Genomic DNA, 15,166 nt, shown 5'->3' on the forward strand with positions numbered 1-15,166 from the left:
TGACCGCCGATTTTTGGAGCAACGGAGAACCCTGTGGGAGCGAGTTCGCTTCAAAGCCGGTGCCAGGCCCCACCTTTTGTAATCACCGTGACCGAGTCCTGACGATGAACACAGATTTCCGCAAATCGCTGCCCGGCAGCCATCTGGATTACTTCGACACCCGTGCGGCAGTCGAGGCCATCCAGCCCGGCGCCTATGACACCCTGCCGTACACCTCCCGCGTACTGGCGGAAAACCTGGTGCGCCGCTGCGACCCGGCCACGCTCACCGAATCCCTGAAACAGTTCATCGAGCGCAAACGCGACCTCGACTTCCCGTGGTTCCCGGCCCGCGTGGTGTGCCACGACATTCTTGGCCAGACTGCCCTGGTCGACCTCGCTGGCCTGCGTGATGCCATTGCCCTGCAAGGTGGCGATCCAGCGCAAGTGAACCCGGTGGTACCGACGCAATTGATCGTCGACCACTCCCTGGCCGTCGAGCGCGGTGGCTTCGATCCGGAAGCGTTCGAAAAGAACCGCGCCATCGAAGACCGTCGCAACGAAGACCGTTTCCACTTCATCAACTGGACCAAGAAGGCCTTCAAGAACGTCGACGTGATTCCGCCAGGCAACGGCATCATGCACCAGATCAACCTGGAGAAAATGTCGCCGGTGATCCAGGTGCGTGACGGCGTGGCCTTCCCGGATACCTGCGTCGGCACTGACAGCCACACCCCGCACGTCGATGCCCTGGGCGTGATCGCCATCGGTGTTGGCGGGCTGGAAGCGGAAAGCGTGATGCTCGGCCGCGCCTCGTGGATGCGTCTGCCGGAAAGCGTCGGCGTTGAACTCACCGGCAAGCTGCAACCGGGCATCACTGCCACCGACATGGTGCTGGCGTTGACCGAGTTCCTGCGCAAGCAAAAAGTCGTTGGAGCCTGGCTGGAATTCTTTGGCGAAGGCGCCTCCGCGCTGACCCTTGGTGACCGTGCGACCATTTCCAACATGGCCCCGGAATACGGCGCCACCGCCGCGATGTTCTACATCGACCAGCAAACCATCGACTACCTGAAACTCACCGGTCGCGAAGACGAGCAGGTGCAGTTGGTCGAAAATTACGCCAAGACCACAGGCCTGTGGGCTGATAGCCTGAAAGGTGCGCAATACGAGCGCGGCTTGACCTTCGACCTGTCTTCGGTAGTGCGCAACATGGCGGGGCCGAGCAATCCTCACGCCCGTGTCGCTACGTCTGATCTCGCGGCCCAGGGCATCTCCGGCCAGTGGGACGATGTGCCCGGCCAAATGCCGGACGGCGCGGTGATCATTGCTGCCATCACCAGTTGCACCAACACCAGCAACCCGCGCAATGTCATCGCCGCCGGCCTGCTGGCACGCAACGCCAACAAGCTCGGATTGACTCGCAAGCCGTGGGTGAAATCGTCCCTCGCGCCGGGTTCGAAAACCGTGGCGTTGTACCTCGATGAAGCTGGCCTGACTTCTGAACTGGAGCAACTCGGTTTCGGCGTGGTGGCATTCGCCTGCACCACCTGCAATGGCATGTCCGGTGCGCTGGACCCGGTGATCCAGCAAGAGATCATCGACCGCGATCTGTACGCCACTGCGGTGTTGTCGGGTAACCGCAACTTCGACGGTCGGATTCACCCATATGCCAAGCAGGCGTTCCTTGCTTCGCCGCCGTTGGTGGTGGCGTACGCCATTGCCGGGACCATCCGTTTCGACATCGAAAAAGACGTGTTGGGCCTGACGGCTGACGGCAAGGAAATCCGCCTCAAGGACATCTGGCCGAGCGATGAAGAGATCGACGCGGTGGTCAAGGCATCGGTCAAGCCGGAGCAGTTCCGCCAGGTCTACATCCCGATGTTCGCCATCCACGAAGACACGGGCCCGAAAGTCAAACCGCTGTACGACTGGCGCGAGATGAGTACTTACATCCGTCGTCCGCCGTACTGGGAAGGCGCACTGGCCGGGGCGCGTCCGCTCAAGGGCATGCGCCCGCTGGCAGTGCTGCCGGACAACATCACCACCGATCACTTGTCGCCGTCCAACGCCATCATGCTCGACAGCGCCGCTGGCGAATACCTGGCGAAAATGGGCTTGCCGGAAGAGGACTTCAACTCCTACGCGACGCACCGCGGTGACCACTTGACCGCGCAGCGCGCGACCTTCGCCAACCCGAAACTGTTCAACGAAATGGTTCAGGAAAATGGCAAGGTCAAGCAGGGTTCGCTGGCGCGTGTCGAGCCGGAAGGCCAGGTCATGCGCATGTGGGAAGCCATCGAAACCTACATGGAACGCAAGCAGCCGCTGATCATCATCGCAGGTGCCGACTACGGCCAAGGTTCGTCCCGTGACTGGGCCGCCAAGGGTGTGCGTCTGGCCGGTGTCGAAGCCATCGCTGCCGAAGGTTTCGAACGCATCCACCGCACCAACCTGGTGGGCATGGGGGTGTTGCCGCTGGAGTTCAAACCGGGCACCGACCGCAAGACGCTGGGCATCGACGGCACTGAAACGTTCGATGTGATCGGCGAGCGCACGCCGCGGGCCACGCTGACCCTGGTCATCACCCGCAAGAACGGTGAGCAGGTGTCGGTGCCGGTGACCTGCCGTCTTGATACGGCTGAAGAAGTTTCGATCTATGAAGCCGGCGGCGTGTTGCAGCGTTTCGCCCAGGACTTCCTTGAATCGGCTGTTGCTGTCTAACGCGACTTGCCGGGGCAGGGCGGTGACGTCCTGCTCCGGCGCATAAGGAACATTATGGCCCACGTACCTCAGATCAAGATCCCTGCCACCTATATGCGCGGCGGCACCAGCAAAGGCGTGTTCTTCAGCCTGCAAGACCTGCCGGAATCGGCGCAGGTGCCGGGTCCGTCCCGCGACGCGCTGTTGTTGCGCGTGATCGGCAGCCCTGACCCGTATGAAAAGCAAATCGACGGTATGGGCGGGGCGACCTCCAGCACCAGCAAAACGGTGATCGTGTCCAAGAGCATCAAGGCCGATCACGATGTCGATTACCTGTTCGGTCAGGTCTCCATCGACAAGCCTTTTGTCGACTGGAGCGGCAACTGCGGCAACCTCTCGGCGGCAGTCGGTTCGTTCGCCATCAGCAGTGGCCTGGTCGAGGCCAGTCGCATTCCGCATAACGGCATGGCGGTGGTGCGCATCTGGCAGGCCAATATCGGCAAGACCATCATCGCCCACGTGCCGATCACTGACGGCGCGGTGCAGGAAACCGGTGATTTCGAACTCGATGGCGTGACCTTTCCGGCCGCTGAAGTGCAGCTCGAATTCATGAATCCGGCGGCCGAGGAAGAGGGCGCAGGCGGCTCGATGTTCCCGACCGGCAACCTGGTCGATGACCTGGAAGTGCCCGGTGTCGGCACGCTCAAGGTGACCATGATCAACGCCGGCATCCCGACCATTTTCGTTAACGCCGAAGCCATCGGCTACACCGGTACCGAGTTGCAGGGCGATATCAACGGTGACCCGAAAGCGCTGGCGATGTTCGAGACCATTCGCGCCCATGGCGCACTGCGCATGGGGCTGATCCAGAATCTTGAAGACGCCGCCAAGCGTCAGCACACCCCCAAGGTGGCGTTTGTCGCACGGCCTGCCGATTATCTTGCTTCCAGCGGCAAGCCGGTGGCAGCAGGCGATGTCGACCTGCTGGTCCGCGCACTGTCCATGGGCAAGTTGCACCACGCGATGATGGGCACCGCTGCCGTAGCGATTGGCACCGCGGCGGCGATTGACGGCACGCTGGTCAACCTCGCCGCGGGCGGTATTCCACGCAACGCGGTGCGCTTCGGCCATCCGTCAGGCACCTTGCGCGTGGGCGCCGAAGCCCAACAGGCGGATGGCGAATGGACCGTGACCAAAGCCATCATGAGCCGCAGTGCGCGGGTACTGATGGAAGGCTGGGTGCGCGTGCCGGGTGACTCTTTCTGATCCCGACACCGAGCCCATGTGGGAGCGAGCCTGCTCGCGATGAGGCCATAACATTCAGTATCTATGTTGGCTGTCACACCGCCATCGCGAGCAGGCTCGCTCCCACAATTGACCGTTTTTTCAATAATAAGAATGTTGTAGCTGACTAAGATTAACCCTGAGCCGAGGTCCCATTTACGAACCACTGTCAGAGTGAATCGAACATGAGCGCCAACGTTGACCTGAACATTCGCCCCGACTACGACAAGGTCCTGCAGGACATTGCCGATTACGTTCTCAATTTCAAGATCGAGTCCCAAGAGGCGTTGGACACCGCCCGCAATTGCCTGATGGACACCCTCGGCTGCGGCCTGCTGGCCCTGCGCTTTCCCGAATGCACCAAACACCTGGGACCTATCGTTGAAGGCACGGTCGTGCCTTTTGGCGCACGTGTTCCCGGCACCCATTTTCGTCTCGACCCGGTAAAAGCGGCGTGGGATATCGGCTGTATCGTTCGCTGGCTCGATTACAACGACACCTGGCTGGCTGCCGAGTGGGGCCATCCGTCCGATAACCTTGGCGGGATCCTCGCGGTTGCCGACCACCTGTCGCAAAAACGCGTGGCCAATGGCGATGCGCCGCTGACCATGCGAGCGGTGCTGGACGCGATGATCATGGCCCACGAGATTCAGGGTGTGATTGCCCTGGAGAACTCCTTCAACCGGGTTGGCCTGGACCACGTGCTGCTGGTCAAAGTCGCCTCGACGGCGGTGACCGCGAAACTGATGGGCGCCAATCGCGAGCAACTGTTGGCGGCGCTGTCCCACGCGTTTGTCGACGGCCAGGCATTGCGCACTTACCGTCACGCGCCGAACGCCGGTTCGCGCAAGTCCTGGGCCGCGGGCGACGCCTCCAGTCGTGGCGTGCGATTGGCGGACATCGCCATGCGTGGCGAGATGGGCATTCCGGGTGTATTGACCGCGCCGCAATGGGGTTTCTACGACGTGCTGTTCAGCCACACCAACAAGGACCTGGCGCTCAAGCCCGCCGATAAACGTACGTTCAGCCTCTCGCAGAAGTACGGCACCTACGTGATGGAAAACGTGCTGTTCAAGATCAGTTTTCCGGCCGAGTTCCACGCGCAAACCGCCTGCGAAGCGGCGGTGACTCTGCACCTGCAGGTGCGCGATCGTCTGGATGAAATCGACAAGATCGTTATCACCACTCACGAGTCGGCGATTCGTATCATTTCCAAGGTCGGCCAACTGGCCAATGCCGCGGACCGCGACCACTGCATCCAGTACATGACCGCCGTGCCGCTGGCCTTCGGCACGCTGGTGGCTGAACAGTACGAAGACGAGTTCCACGCCGCGCACCCGATCATCGACGAGTTGCGCGAGAAGATGGTCATTGTCGAAGAGCCGCGCTACACCCGTGAGTACCTGGAGGCCGACAAGCGCTCTATCGCCAACGCCCTGCAAGTGTTCTTCAAGGACGGCTCAAGCACCGGACAAGTGGTGGTCGAATACCCGATTGGTCATCGTCGTCGCCGCGCCGAGGGCATTCCCTTGCTGGAGGACAAGTTCAAGGCCAATCTGGCAACGCGATTCACTGCGCAACGGTCGGCGCAGATCTTTGCCCTGTGCAAGGATCAGGCGAGCCTTGAGGCCACGCCGGTTAACCGTTTTGTCGATTTGTGGGTGATCTAGCAGACCGCGTAATCGTTCATCGCGAGCAGGCTCACTCCCACATTATTTCTTCGTCGTACACAAGTAACGTGTTCACTGAAGATCAAATGTGGGAGCGAGCCTGCTCGCGATGGCGGTAGACCTGGCAACAAGGAATTACTTGAACCGCCGCTCCACGCCTTTTTCCACCAGGATTTTCGCCGAAATCTCTTCCACGGAAAAATGCGTGGAGTTGATGTGCGCGATGTTCTCGCGGCGGAACAGGTTTTCGACTTCACGCACTTCGAACTCGCACTGGGCGTAGCTCGAGTAGCGGCTATTGGGCTTGCGTTCGTTGCGGATCGCGGTGAGGCGGTCCGGATCGATGGTCAGGCCAAACAGCTTGTGCTTGTGGGCACGCAATGCCGCTGGCAATTGCAGGCGCTCCATGTCGTCTTCGGTCAGCGGGTAGTTGGCCGCGCGAATCCCGAATTGCATGGCCATGTACAGGCAGGTCGGGGTTTTACCGCAGCGCGATACGCCGACCAGGATCAGGTCGGCCTTGTCGTAATAGTGGGTGCGGGCGCCGTCATCGTTATCGAGGGCGAAGTTCACTGCCTCGATACGCTCCATGTAGTTGGAGTTGTGACCAATGGAATGGGACTTGCCGACCGAATACGACGAGTGCTCGCTCAGTTCCAGCTCGAGCGGCGCAAGGAAGGTCGAGAAAATGTCGATCATGAAACCATTGGAGGTCGCGAGGATCTCACGAATATCCTGGTTGACGATCGTGTCGAAGATGATCGGACGAAATCCGTCCTTTTCGGCGGCCATATTGATTTGTTGTACCATGGCCCGCGCTTTGTCCACGTTGTCGATGTACGGTCGTATGACTTTGCTGAAGGTAATGTTTTCGAACTGCGCCAACAGACTTTGACCCAGGGTTTCGGCTGTAATGCCCGTGCCATCGGAGATAAAGAAAGCAGATCGTTTCATTTGCGCCTTGGGCCTTAAGCTGGTGACGATTCTTGGATATGATAGGCGCGGTTTGTCGGCCTGGATTGGCCCGCATTCTCACTTATTTTCCAGGTCCAGGCCATATTGCTGGCAAATGCTCCTGATGAGCCGCCAGCGCCCTGAGCTTTTCCAACACAGTTAGTGGAGAGATCACCTTGGTAGAGTACGTAGTTTCCCTCGATAAGCTCGGCGTCCACGATGTAGAGCATGTGGGGGGCAAGAACGCATCCCTGGGCGAGATGATCAGTAATCTTGCGGGTGCCGGTGTATCGGTCCCAGGTGGCTTCGCCACGACGGCTCAGGCTTATCGTGATTTTCTCGAATTAAGTGGTTTGAACGACCAGATCCACGCTGCCCTCGATGCGCTGGACGTCGACGACGTGAACGCCCTGGCTAAAACCGGTGCGCAAATCCGTCAATGGATCATGGAAGCCGAGTTCCCGGAGAAGCTCAACACCGAGATCCGCACCGCGTTCGCCACGCTGTCGGCCGGTAACCCGGACATGGCTGTGGCCGTGCGCTCCTCGGCAACAGCCGAAGACTTGCCGGACGCTTCCTTCGCGGGTCAACAGGAAACCTTCCTGAACATCCGCGGCGTTGAAAACGTCATTCGCGCTGCCAAGGAAGTGTTTGCTTCCCTGTTCAACGACCGTGCCATTTCCTACCGCGTGCACCAGGGCTTCGACCATAAGCTGGTGGCCCTGTCGGCTGGCGTGCAGCGCATGGTCCGTTCGGAAACCGGCACTGCCGGCGTGATGTTCACCCTCGATACCGAATCCGGCTTCCGTGACGTGGTGTTTATCACCGGCGCCTACGGCCTGGGCGAAACTGTCGTACAGGGCGCGGTGAACCCGGATGAGTTCTACGTCCACAAAGGCACGCTGGCAGCGGGTCGCCCGGCGATCCTGCGCCGCAACCTGGGCAGCAAAGCCATCAAGATGATCTACGGCGACGAAGCCAAGGCCGGTCGTTCGGTCAAGACTGTCGATGTCGACAAGGCCGAACGCGCGCGTTTCTGCCTGACCGATGCTGAAGTCAGCGAACTGGCCAAGCAGGCGATGATCATCGAGAAGCACTACAAGTGCCCGATGGACATCGAGTGGGCCAAAGACGGCGACGACGGCAAGCTGTACATCGTTCAGGCTCGCCCTGAAACCGTGAAGAGCCGCACCCAGGCCAACGTCATGGAACGTTACCTGCTGAAAGAAACCGGCACCGTGCTGGTTGAAGGTCGCGCCATCGGCCAGCGCATCGGCGCTGGTAAAGTGCGCATCATCAAAGACGTTTCCGAGATGGACAAAGTCCAGCCGGGCGACGTTCTGGTTTCCGACATGACCGACCCGGACTGGGAACCGGTCATGAAGCGCGCCAGCGCCATCGTCACCAACCGTGGCGGCCGTACCTGCCACGCGGCGATCATTGCGCGTGAACTGGGTATCCCGGCAGTCGTGGGTTGCGGTAATGCCACCCAGCTGTTGAAAGACGGCCAGGGCGTGACGGTTTCCTGCGCTGAAGGCGACACCGGTTTCATCTTCGAAGGCGAGTTGGGCTTCGACATCAAGAAAAACTCCGTCGACGCCATGCCGGAACTGCCGTTCAAGATCATGATGAACGTCGGTAACCCGGACCGCGCCTTCGATTTCGCGCAGTTGCCGAACGCCGGTGTGGGCCTGGCCCGTCTGGAGTTCATCATCAACCGCATGATCGGTGTGCACCCTAAAGCACTGCTGAACTACGACGGCCTGCCGTCGGAAATCAAGGAAAGCGTCGACAAGCGCATTGCCGGTTACCACGATCCGGTCGGCTTCTACGTCGAGAAACTGGTCGAGGGCATCAGCACCCTGGCCGCCGCGTTCTGGCCGAAAAAGGTCATCGTGCGTCTGTCGGACTTCAAGTCCAACGAATACGCCAACCTGATCGGCGGCAAGCTCTACGAGCCGGAAGAAGAAAACCCGATGCTGGGTTTCCGCGGCGCTTCGCGTTACATCAGCGAGTCGTTCCGTGACTGCTTCGAGCTCGAATGCCGTGCGCTGAAACGCGTGCGCAACGACATGGGCCTGACCAACGTCGAAATCATGGTGCCGTTCGTCCGTACTCTGGGCGAAGCCAGCCAGGTCGTGGACCTGTTGGCCGAGAATGGCCTGGCGCGTGGCGAAAACGGTCTGCGCGTCATCATGATGTGCGAACTGCCGTCCAACGCGATCCTCGCTGAAGAGTTCCTCGAGTTCTTCGACGGTTTCTCCATCGGCTCCAACGATCTGACCCAGCTGACCCTGGGCCTGGACCGTGACTCCGGGATCATCGCGCATCTGTTCGACGAGCGTAATCCAGCGGTCAAGAAGCTGCTGTCCAACGCGATTCAGGCCTGCAACAAGGCTGGCAAATACATCGGTATTTGCGGCCAGGGCCCTTCCGACCACCCAGACCTGGCCAAGTGGCTGATGGAGCAGGGTATCGAAAGCGTTTCGTTGAACCCCGATTCCGTACTGGAAACCTGGTTCTTCCTGGCTGAAGGTCAGGCTGCGGTCTGATCCGTGAATGAAGCCCGGGTCGGCTACACTGCTGACACGGGCTTTAAGATTCAAGTAGGGCGGGCTCCGGTGGACGCCGCCCTTTTTTGTGCAAGAGCATTATGCAAAGCAGCAGCAACCTATTTCCTGTCGCCTTGATCAGCGCCGAGCGTCGCGGCGATCTGAGCGAGGACGTCTACCGTTTGAAACCCGGCAACAGCCCGGACGGTACTGTCGAGCTGGCGGTCACCCGCCTGGGCATGGCTGATGAGCCCTCCGTGCGCGGCGTCCCGGTGATTTTGCTTCACGGCAGTTTTTCCAATCGACGTTTCTGGTTTTCCCCCAAAGGCCTTGGTCTGGGCGCCTATCTGGCGCGTGCCGGCTTTGATGTGTGGATACCGGAAATGCGCGGTCACGGCTTGTCCCAGCGCAACCAGAACTATCGAAAGAACCGCGTTGCCGACTATGCCCGTTACGATCTGCCGGCGATTGCTGCGTTCGTTCGTGAGCAAAGCGCTCAGGTTCCGCACTGGATTGGTCATTCACTGGGCGGCATCACCCTGGCGGCAGCGCTGGGTGGTCAGTACCTGGGGGAGCCTGCCGTGGCCTCTGCGGCATTTTTTGGTACGCAGGTCAGCCGCACCTATTGGCCGTTGAAAATTCCCCCGGTGGAGTGGAGCGGGCGGTTCATCCTGAAGCGTTTCGCGCAAATTTCGGGCTCTCGCCTCAAGCGCGGTCCGGAGGACGAGCCGATAGGCCTGGCCTTGGAAGGCATGCGCTGGTACGGCTTGTTCGGACGTTTTGGTGATGCCGAGAAAGACTGGTGGGCCGGGCTGGCCGAGGTTCAGGTGCCGGTCCTGGGCGTCAGCGCGACCAGCGATCATCAGGACCCGGATTGGGCGTGTCGCAAGCTGTTCGATCAGATTGGTTCCGAGCACAAGCAGTTCATCTGCCTGGGGCGCGAGCAGGGTTTTTCGGACAATTTCGGGCATGTTGAAATGCTCGTCAGCATAGCTGCTCAGGCCGAAGTCTGGCCGTTGGTGCAGCGCTGGCTGACAGATCCGCAGGCGCCGTTGCTGGCTGGCAAGCTGGATTTGGCCACGGCAGTCTGAGTGCGAATGCTCTGACAAGAGCGTTTCGCTCTGATCAGCGAACGGCTAAGATATGACGCATTGAGCTGTTCTGGTCACAAACAGTTGTTGAGTCGGCCTTATGTTCGTACCGCTTGAGCGTCTGATCAACCTGAATGAAGGTTATCGGCGGACGTTCCAGGTTGAAGGGCGTAGCCTGCTGTTGTTGGTGCTGGATAATCAGCCGTTGTTGCTGATAGACAGCTGCCCGCACCAAGGCTCGCCGCTCGGCAGCGCGACATTGTCGGGAAATATCCTGCGTTGTCGGCGCCACGGTATCGAATTTCAGTTGCCCAGCGGCGTGCCGGTACAGGCACAGTGTCCTGGCTTGAGTATGCTGAAGGTGGCTTACGAGGGTGATCGCATCGGAATAGATGTTTAAATTCTTTGCTGATACTCGTTTCGATGCCGTAATCCCTGCGATTTTCGACAGCCCACGATCGTGTTCTTTCTCTTTTACAGGAGTTTCTCGATGAACCATTACCTCACTCCCGACCTGTGTGATGCCTACCCGGAACTGGTGCAGGTGCTGGAGCCGATGTTCAGCAATTTTGGTGGCCGTGACTCCTTCGGCGGCGAAATCGTTACCATCAAGTGTTTCGAAGACAACTCGCGGGTCAAGGAGCAGGCCGAGCTCAAAGGGAATGGCAAGGTGCTGGTGGTCGATGGCGGCGGTTCGCTGCGCCGCGCCTTGCTGGGCGACATGATCGCCGAGAAAGCCGCAAAAAACGGGTGGGAAGGGCTGGTCATCTACGGCTGCATCCGTGATGTCGACGTTATCGCGCAAACCGACCTGGGCGTGCAGGCGCTGGCCAGCCATCCGATGAAAACCGACAGGCGTGGCGTCGGTGAGCTGAATGTTGCGGTAACCTTCGCCGGCGTGACTTTCCGTCCGGGTGAATACATCTACGCGGACAATAACGGCGTGATCGTCTCGCCAAGTCCGTTGAAGATGCCAGAATAAACAGCCGATTCAAGCCAGGGGTGAGGATGTTCGAGGAAGAAAACGCGCAGTGGGGGCTGGTGCATGCCCTGGTGCTGGATGGTAAAGGTGGTGCGCGTTGGCTTGCCCGGACTGAACTGGATGACCTGCAACTGCAACCCCATGAAAGCCTTTGGCTGCACTGGGACCGTAGTCACCCGCAAACTCAGACCTGGTTACGTAAATCCAGCGGTCTGAGTGAGTTCAGCTGTGACCTGCTGCTCGAGGAGAATACCCGGCCACGCCTGTTGGCGCTGCCGGACTCCGAGCTGTTGCTGTTTTTGCGCGGAATCAACCTCAACCCGGGTGCCGAGCCTGAAGACATGGTGTCGGTGCGCATCTTCGCCTCTGCTCAGCGGGTCATTTCCCTGCGTTTACGCCCGTTACGCGCCACCGATGAGTTGCTGGTGCAACTGAACGAGGGCAAGGGGCCGAAAACCACCTCTGAACTGGTCCTTTATCTGGCTCAGTACCTCACCCATAAGGTGCAGGATCTGGTCAGTGATCTCTCCGAAATCGTCGATGACGAAGAAGAAAAGCTGGATGCCGACGAACGGTATACTCCGGAGCATGGCGCCATTGTGCAGATCCGTCGGCGAGCGGCCGGGCTGAAGCGCTTCCTTGCTCCGCAGCGGGATATCTTCGGCCAACTGACGCGGATAAAACTGCCATGGTTTGTCGATGATGACGGCGACTACTGGAACGAATTGAACAACAGCCTGACGCGTTACCTGGAAGAACTGGAATTGACCCGGGAGCGCGTGGGGCTGGTGCTTGAGACTGAAGACCGGCGTTTGAACGTGCACATGAATCGCATCATGTACCGCTTCGGGATCATCACCGGGATCTTTTTGCCGATGAGTTTTCTGACCGGTTTGCTCGGAATAAACGTCGGCGGAATTCCTTTTTCCGGGAACCCTTATGGCTTCGTGATTGCCTGCCTGATGATGGTGACGGTAGGGGTGGGGCAGTGGTGGTTGTTCCGGCGTTTGCGCTGGGTATGAGGGAGAGCCATGTGACCCGAGGAATTTTGATCGCGTCTTTCACAGATATCACGAGAGGTGCGTATGCACGATCCGTTTGAACAGTCCTTGCGCGACATGCTCAAGGCATCACCGTCCACCCGTGACGACGATGCCTGTCTGGGGCGTGTGCTGAAAACCGCCAACCGCCAGGTTGGTGCCGGTGATTTGTTCAGTCTGCTGGGCCGCTGGCTGCCCGCGCTGATGATCGCCCTGAATAACGGATCGGCCCATGTCATGCCGGTTTCCCGTCATAAACCTGCTGCCCGCACTGCTGATAAGGCTGATTGAATATGGAACTTGATCTCTGGACTCAGAGCCTCGTCACTGCAATGACTGCGTTGTGGACCAAGGTAGCGAACTTCATTCCGAACCTGTTCGGCGCACTGGTAGTGCTTCTGCTGGGTTTTGTCGTAGCCAAGCTGCTCGACACCCTGCTCTCGAAATTGCTCGCAAAACTGGGCCTGGATCGCTTGATGGGCGGTACCGGCTTGACCAAGCTGCTGTCCCGCGCAGGGCTGCAGGTGCCGATTTCTACGCTGATCGGCAAGATCGTTTATTGGTTCGTTTTGCTGATTTTTCTGGTTTCTGCTGCAGAATCCCTTGGCTTGGAGCGAGTTTCGGCTACGCTCGACATGCTGGCGCTGTATTTGCCGAAAGTATTTGGTGCCGCACTGGTGTTGCTGGTGGGCGTGTTGCTCGCACAATTGGCCAATGGGCTGGTGCGTGGCGCCGCAGAAGGCGTAGGGCTGGATTACGCAGCAGGTCTTGGGCGTATCGCTCAAGGCCTGGTGATCATCATCAGTATTTCGGTCGCGATCAGTCAGCTTGAGGTCAAAACGGACCTGCTGAACCATGTGATCGTGATTGTCTTGATTACCGTTGGTCTGGCAGTTGCCTTGGCCATGGGGTTGGGAAGTCGGGAAATCGCTGGTCAGATTCTTGCTGGAATCTATGTGCGTGAGTTGTATCAGGTTGGGCAACAAGTGCGTGTTGGTGAGGTCGAAGGTCAGATCGAAGAGATCGGCACGGTTAAAACTACATTGCTGACCGATGAGGGTGAGCTAGTCTCACTTTCCAATCGGATCCTCCTGGAACAGCATGTTAGTAGCCGCTAACCCGGCAAACCCTGCTAATGTATGCCGCCGCAAAATGCCCGATACGATGGGCTGCGGCGGACATTGACCTGACTGTCGGCCCGACTTGTTTTGAATAAAGCCCAATCGCTATCCATGCGCTACGACCCCCGCGAGCTCTCTGATGAGGAGTTGGTCGCGCGCTCGCACACGGAGCTGTTTCACGTGACGCGCGCCTACGAAGAGCTGATGCGGCGTTATCAGAGAACATTATTTAACGTTTGTGCACGGTATCTTGGGAACGATCGTGACGCAGATGATGTCTGTCAGGAAGTGATGTTGAAGGTGTTGTACGGTTTGAAGAACTTCGAGGGTAAATCGAAGTTCAAAACGTGGCTCTACAGCATCACGTACAACGAATGCATCACACAGTATCGGAAGGAACGGCGTAAGCGTCGCTTGATGGACGCTTTGAGTCTGGACCCCCTTGAGGAAGCGTCTGAAGAGAAGGCGCCGAAACCTGAGGAAAAGGGTGGACTTGATCGCTGGTTAGTGTATGTGAACCCGATTGACCGAGAAATTCTAGTGCTACGATTTGTCGCAGAGTTGGAGTTTCAGGAGATCGCGGACATCATGCACATGGGTTTGAGTGCAACGAAAATGCGGTACAAACGCGCTCTTGACAAATTACGTGAGAAATTTGCAGGCATCGCTGAAACTTAGTTCAGCGCAAATATTTCTTACGTGTAGGCAAGTTCTGATAGACTTGCCGCCGAGTTGTCCCCCGGTTTGCGGGACTGCTTTACAATCACCAGATGGGGATTTAACGGATGAAACTGAAAAACACCTTGGGCTTGGCCATTGGTTCTCTTATTGCCGCTACTTCGTTCGGCGCTCTGGCACAAGGCCAAGGCGCGGTCGAAGGTGAGGCGTTCTGGGGTAAAACCTGGAACCACAGCGTCGATTCCTACCAGAACGGCCGTACACCTGGCGTCTCGATCGGCTACTTCCTGACCGATGACGTGTCTGTGAACGCGACCTATCGCAAAGACGAATACACCCGTTCGGACACCGATACTGGCAACCAGCGGATCCGTGGCGATCACTTCGGCCTGAAATCCCAGTACCACTTCGGTACCGTTGGCGACGCTATCCGTCCTTACGTTGAAGGCGGTGTATCCCACGGCAGCATGACCAACGTCGCTGCTGACGGTCACACTGGTCGTGACAAGTCCACCTACCTGACCACTGGCGCTGGCGCCAAGTGGTACATGACCGACAACCTGTACGCTCGTGCTGGCGTTGAAGCTGACTACAAGCTGGACAACGGTCGTTGGGACTACCAGGCTCTGATCGGCCTGGGCGTTAACTTCGGCGGCACTGGCGGCAAAGTTGCTCCAGCTCCAGCACCGGTTGCAGCACCGGCTCCAGAGCCAGTTGCAGAAGCTCCAGTTGCTGAAGTTGTTCGCGTTCAACTGGACGTGAAATTCGACTTCAACAAGGCTGTTGTCAAGCCAAACAGCTACGGCGACGTGAAGAACCTGGCTGACTTCATGAAGCAGTACCCGAACACCACCACCGTAGTTGAAGGTCACACCGACAACGTCGGTCCTGACGCTTACAACCAGAAGCTGTCCCAGCGTCGTGCTGACGCTGTGAAACAAGTCCTGGTCAAGGATGGTGTTTCGGCTAACCGCGTTCACTCGGTTGGTTATGGCAAGTCCCGCCCAATTGCTGACAACAGCACTGACGCTGGCCGCGCTGCAAACCGTCGCGTAGAAGCGCAGGTTGAAGCTACCGCTAAGTAATTAGCCTGGTAGTTCGGAAAAGCCCGGCTTA

At 58.7% G+C, this 15,166-nt stretch carries 13 protein-coding genes; 11 read left to right on the forward strand and 2 right to left on the reverse strand.

Annotation, left to right across the window (positions count from 1 at the left end; all coding sequences use genetic code 11):
* The first annotated feature begins 104 nt into the window (after window positions 1-104).
* From acnD to prpD, 3 genes are all read left to right on the forward strand, one after another.
* Window positions 105-2,699: a Fe/S-dependent 2-methylisocitrate dehydratase AcnD gene (gene acnD, locus AC1DIH_RS07755; protein WP_145015362.1), complete on the forward strand. Its 2,595-nt coding sequence runs from the start codon at window positions 105-107 to the stop codon at window positions 2,697-2,699.
* Window positions 2,700-2,753: 54 nt separating this feature from the next.
* On the forward strand, window positions 2,754-3,944 hold the full coding sequence (gene prpF / locus AC1DIH_RS07760; protein WP_477771254.1) for a 2-methylaconitate cis-trans isomerase PrpF: 1,191 nt from the start codon (window positions 2,754-2,756) through the stop codon (window positions 3,942-3,944).
* Between the two features lie 203 nt (window positions 3,945-4,147).
* Complete coding sequence (prpD, locus tag AC1DIH_RS07765; protein WP_477771255.1) at window positions 4,148-5,632, forward strand: 2-methylcitrate dehydratase; 1,485 nt, start codon at window positions 4,148-4,150, stop codon at window positions 5,630-5,632.
* A gap of 135 nt (window positions 5,633-5,767) precedes the next feature.
* On the opposite strand, the gene ppsR is transcribed toward prpD, so the two are convergent.
* Window positions 5,768-6,586 (reverse strand): posphoenolpyruvate synthetase regulatory kinase/phosphorylase PpsR, encoded by an 819-nt coding sequence (gene ppsR / locus AC1DIH_RS07770; RefSeq protein ID WP_477771256.1) that lies wholly within the window; start codon window positions 6,584-6,586, stop codon window positions 5,768-5,770.
* 176 nt (window positions 6,587-6,762) lie between these two features.
* Between ppsR and ppsA the strand changes: the two genes are divergently transcribed.
* The gene (ppsA, locus tag AC1DIH_RS07775; RefSeq protein WP_477766428.1) at window positions 6,763-9,138 is read left to right on the forward strand and encodes a phosphoenolpyruvate synthase; all 2,376 of its coding nucleotides are present in this window, start codon (window positions 6,763-6,765) and stop codon (window positions 9,136-9,138) included.
* 101 nt (window positions 9,139-9,239) lie between these two features.
* Window positions 9,240-10,229 (forward strand): alpha/beta fold hydrolase, encoded by a 990-nt coding sequence (locus AC1DIH_RS07780; protein ID WP_477771257.1) that lies wholly within the window; start codon window positions 9,240-9,242, stop codon window positions 10,227-10,229.
* A 34-nt stretch (window positions 10,230-10,263) separates the two neighbouring features.
* Here AC1DIH_RS07780 and AC1DIH_RS07785 read toward each other — a convergent pair whose 3' ends face one another.
* On the reverse strand, window positions 10,264-10,728 hold the full coding sequence (locus tag AC1DIH_RS07785; RefSeq protein WP_477771258.1) for a hypothetical protein: 465 nt from the start codon (window positions 10,726-10,728) through the stop codon (window positions 10,264-10,266).
* Here AC1DIH_RS07785 and rraA point away from each other — a divergent pair.
* From rraA to AC1DIH_RS07815, 6 genes are all read left to right on the forward strand, one after another.
* Window positions 10,720-11,211 (forward strand): ribonuclease E activity regulator RraA, encoded by a 492-nt coding sequence (rraA, locus tag AC1DIH_RS07790; RefSeq protein WP_019689473.1) that lies wholly within the window; start codon window positions 10,720-10,722, stop codon window positions 11,209-11,211. The genes AC1DIH_RS07785 and rraA overlap by 9 nt on opposite strands.
* Before the next feature lie 26 nt (window positions 11,212-11,237).
* On the forward strand, window positions 11,238-12,233 hold the full coding sequence (locus AC1DIH_RS07795; protein WP_427540247.1) for a zinc transporter ZntB: 996 nt from the start codon (window positions 11,238-11,240) through the stop codon (window positions 12,231-12,233).
* Window positions 12,234-12,296: 63 nt separating this feature from the next.
* Window positions 12,297-12,542 (forward strand): hypothetical protein, encoded by a 246-nt coding sequence (locus AC1DIH_RS07800; RefSeq protein WP_054593251.1) that lies wholly within the window; start codon window positions 12,297-12,299, stop codon window positions 12,540-12,542.
* Between the two features lie 2 nt (window positions 12,543-12,544).
* Complete coding sequence (locus AC1DIH_RS07805) at window positions 12,545-13,369, forward strand: mechanosensitive ion channel family protein (RefSeq protein ID WP_008027407.1); 825 nt, start codon at window positions 12,545-12,547, stop codon at window positions 13,367-13,369.
* A gap of 90 nt (window positions 13,370-13,459) precedes the next feature.
* The gene (gene sigX / locus AC1DIH_RS07810) at window positions 13,460-14,050 is read left to right on the forward strand and encodes an RNA polymerase sigma factor SigX (RefSeq protein ID WP_075949123.1); all 591 of its coding nucleotides are present in this window, start codon (window positions 13,460-13,462) and stop codon (window positions 14,048-14,050) included.
* 107 nt (window positions 14,051-14,157) lie between these two features.
* Window positions 14,158-15,135 (forward strand): OmpA family protein, encoded by a 978-nt coding sequence (locus AC1DIH_RS07815; RefSeq protein WP_477771259.1) that lies wholly within the window; start codon window positions 14,158-14,160, stop codon window positions 15,133-15,135.
* The last annotated feature ends 31 nt before the right edge of the window (window positions 15,136-15,166 follow it).

It is taken from the genome of Pseudomonas sp. 05N36, from assembly GCF_056397385.1.

Excerpts from the sequence above, each read along its gene's own strand:
- acnD (WP_145015362.1), top strand. The coding sequence starts at position 105 with ATGAACACAGATTTCCGCAAATCGCTGCCCGGCAGCCATCTGGATTAC.
- prpF (WP_477771254.1), top strand. The coding sequence starts at position 2,754 with ATGGCCCACGTACCTCAGATCAAGATCCCTGCCACCTATATGCGCGGC.
- prpD (WP_477771255.1), top strand. The coding sequence starts at position 4,148 with ATGAGCGCCAACGTTGACCTGAACATTCGCCCCGACTACGACAAGGTC.
- ppsR (WP_477771256.1), bottom strand. The coding sequence starts at position 6,586 with ATGAAACGATCTGCTTTCTTTATCTCCGATGGCACGGGCATTACAGCC.
- AC1DIH_RS07780 (WP_477771257.1), top strand. The coding sequence starts at position 9,240 with ATGCAAAGCAGCAGCAACCTATTTCCTGTCGCCTTGATCAGCGCCGAG.
- rraA (WP_019689473.1), top strand. The coding sequence starts at position 10,720 with ATGAACCATTACCTCACTCCCGACCTGTGTGATGCCTACCCGGAACTG.
- AC1DIH_RS07785 (WP_477771258.1), bottom strand. The coding sequence starts at position 10,728 with ATGGTTCATCGAGAAACTCCTGTAAAAGAGAAAGAACACGATCGTGGG.
- AC1DIH_RS07795 (WP_427540247.1), top strand. The coding sequence starts at position 11,238 with ATGTTCGAGGAAGAAAACGCGCAGTGGGGGCTGGTGCATGCCCTGGTG.
- AC1DIH_RS07800 (WP_054593251.1), top strand. The coding sequence starts at position 12,297 with ATGCACGATCCGTTTGAACAGTCCTTGCGCGACATGCTCAAGGCATCA.
- AC1DIH_RS07805 (WP_008027407.1), top strand. The coding sequence starts at position 12,545 with ATGGAACTTGATCTCTGGACTCAGAGCCTCGTCACTGCAATGACTGCG.
- AC1DIH_RS07815 (WP_477771259.1), top strand. The coding sequence starts at position 14,158 with ATGAAACTGAAAAACACCTTGGGCTTGGCCATTGGTTCTCTTATTGCC.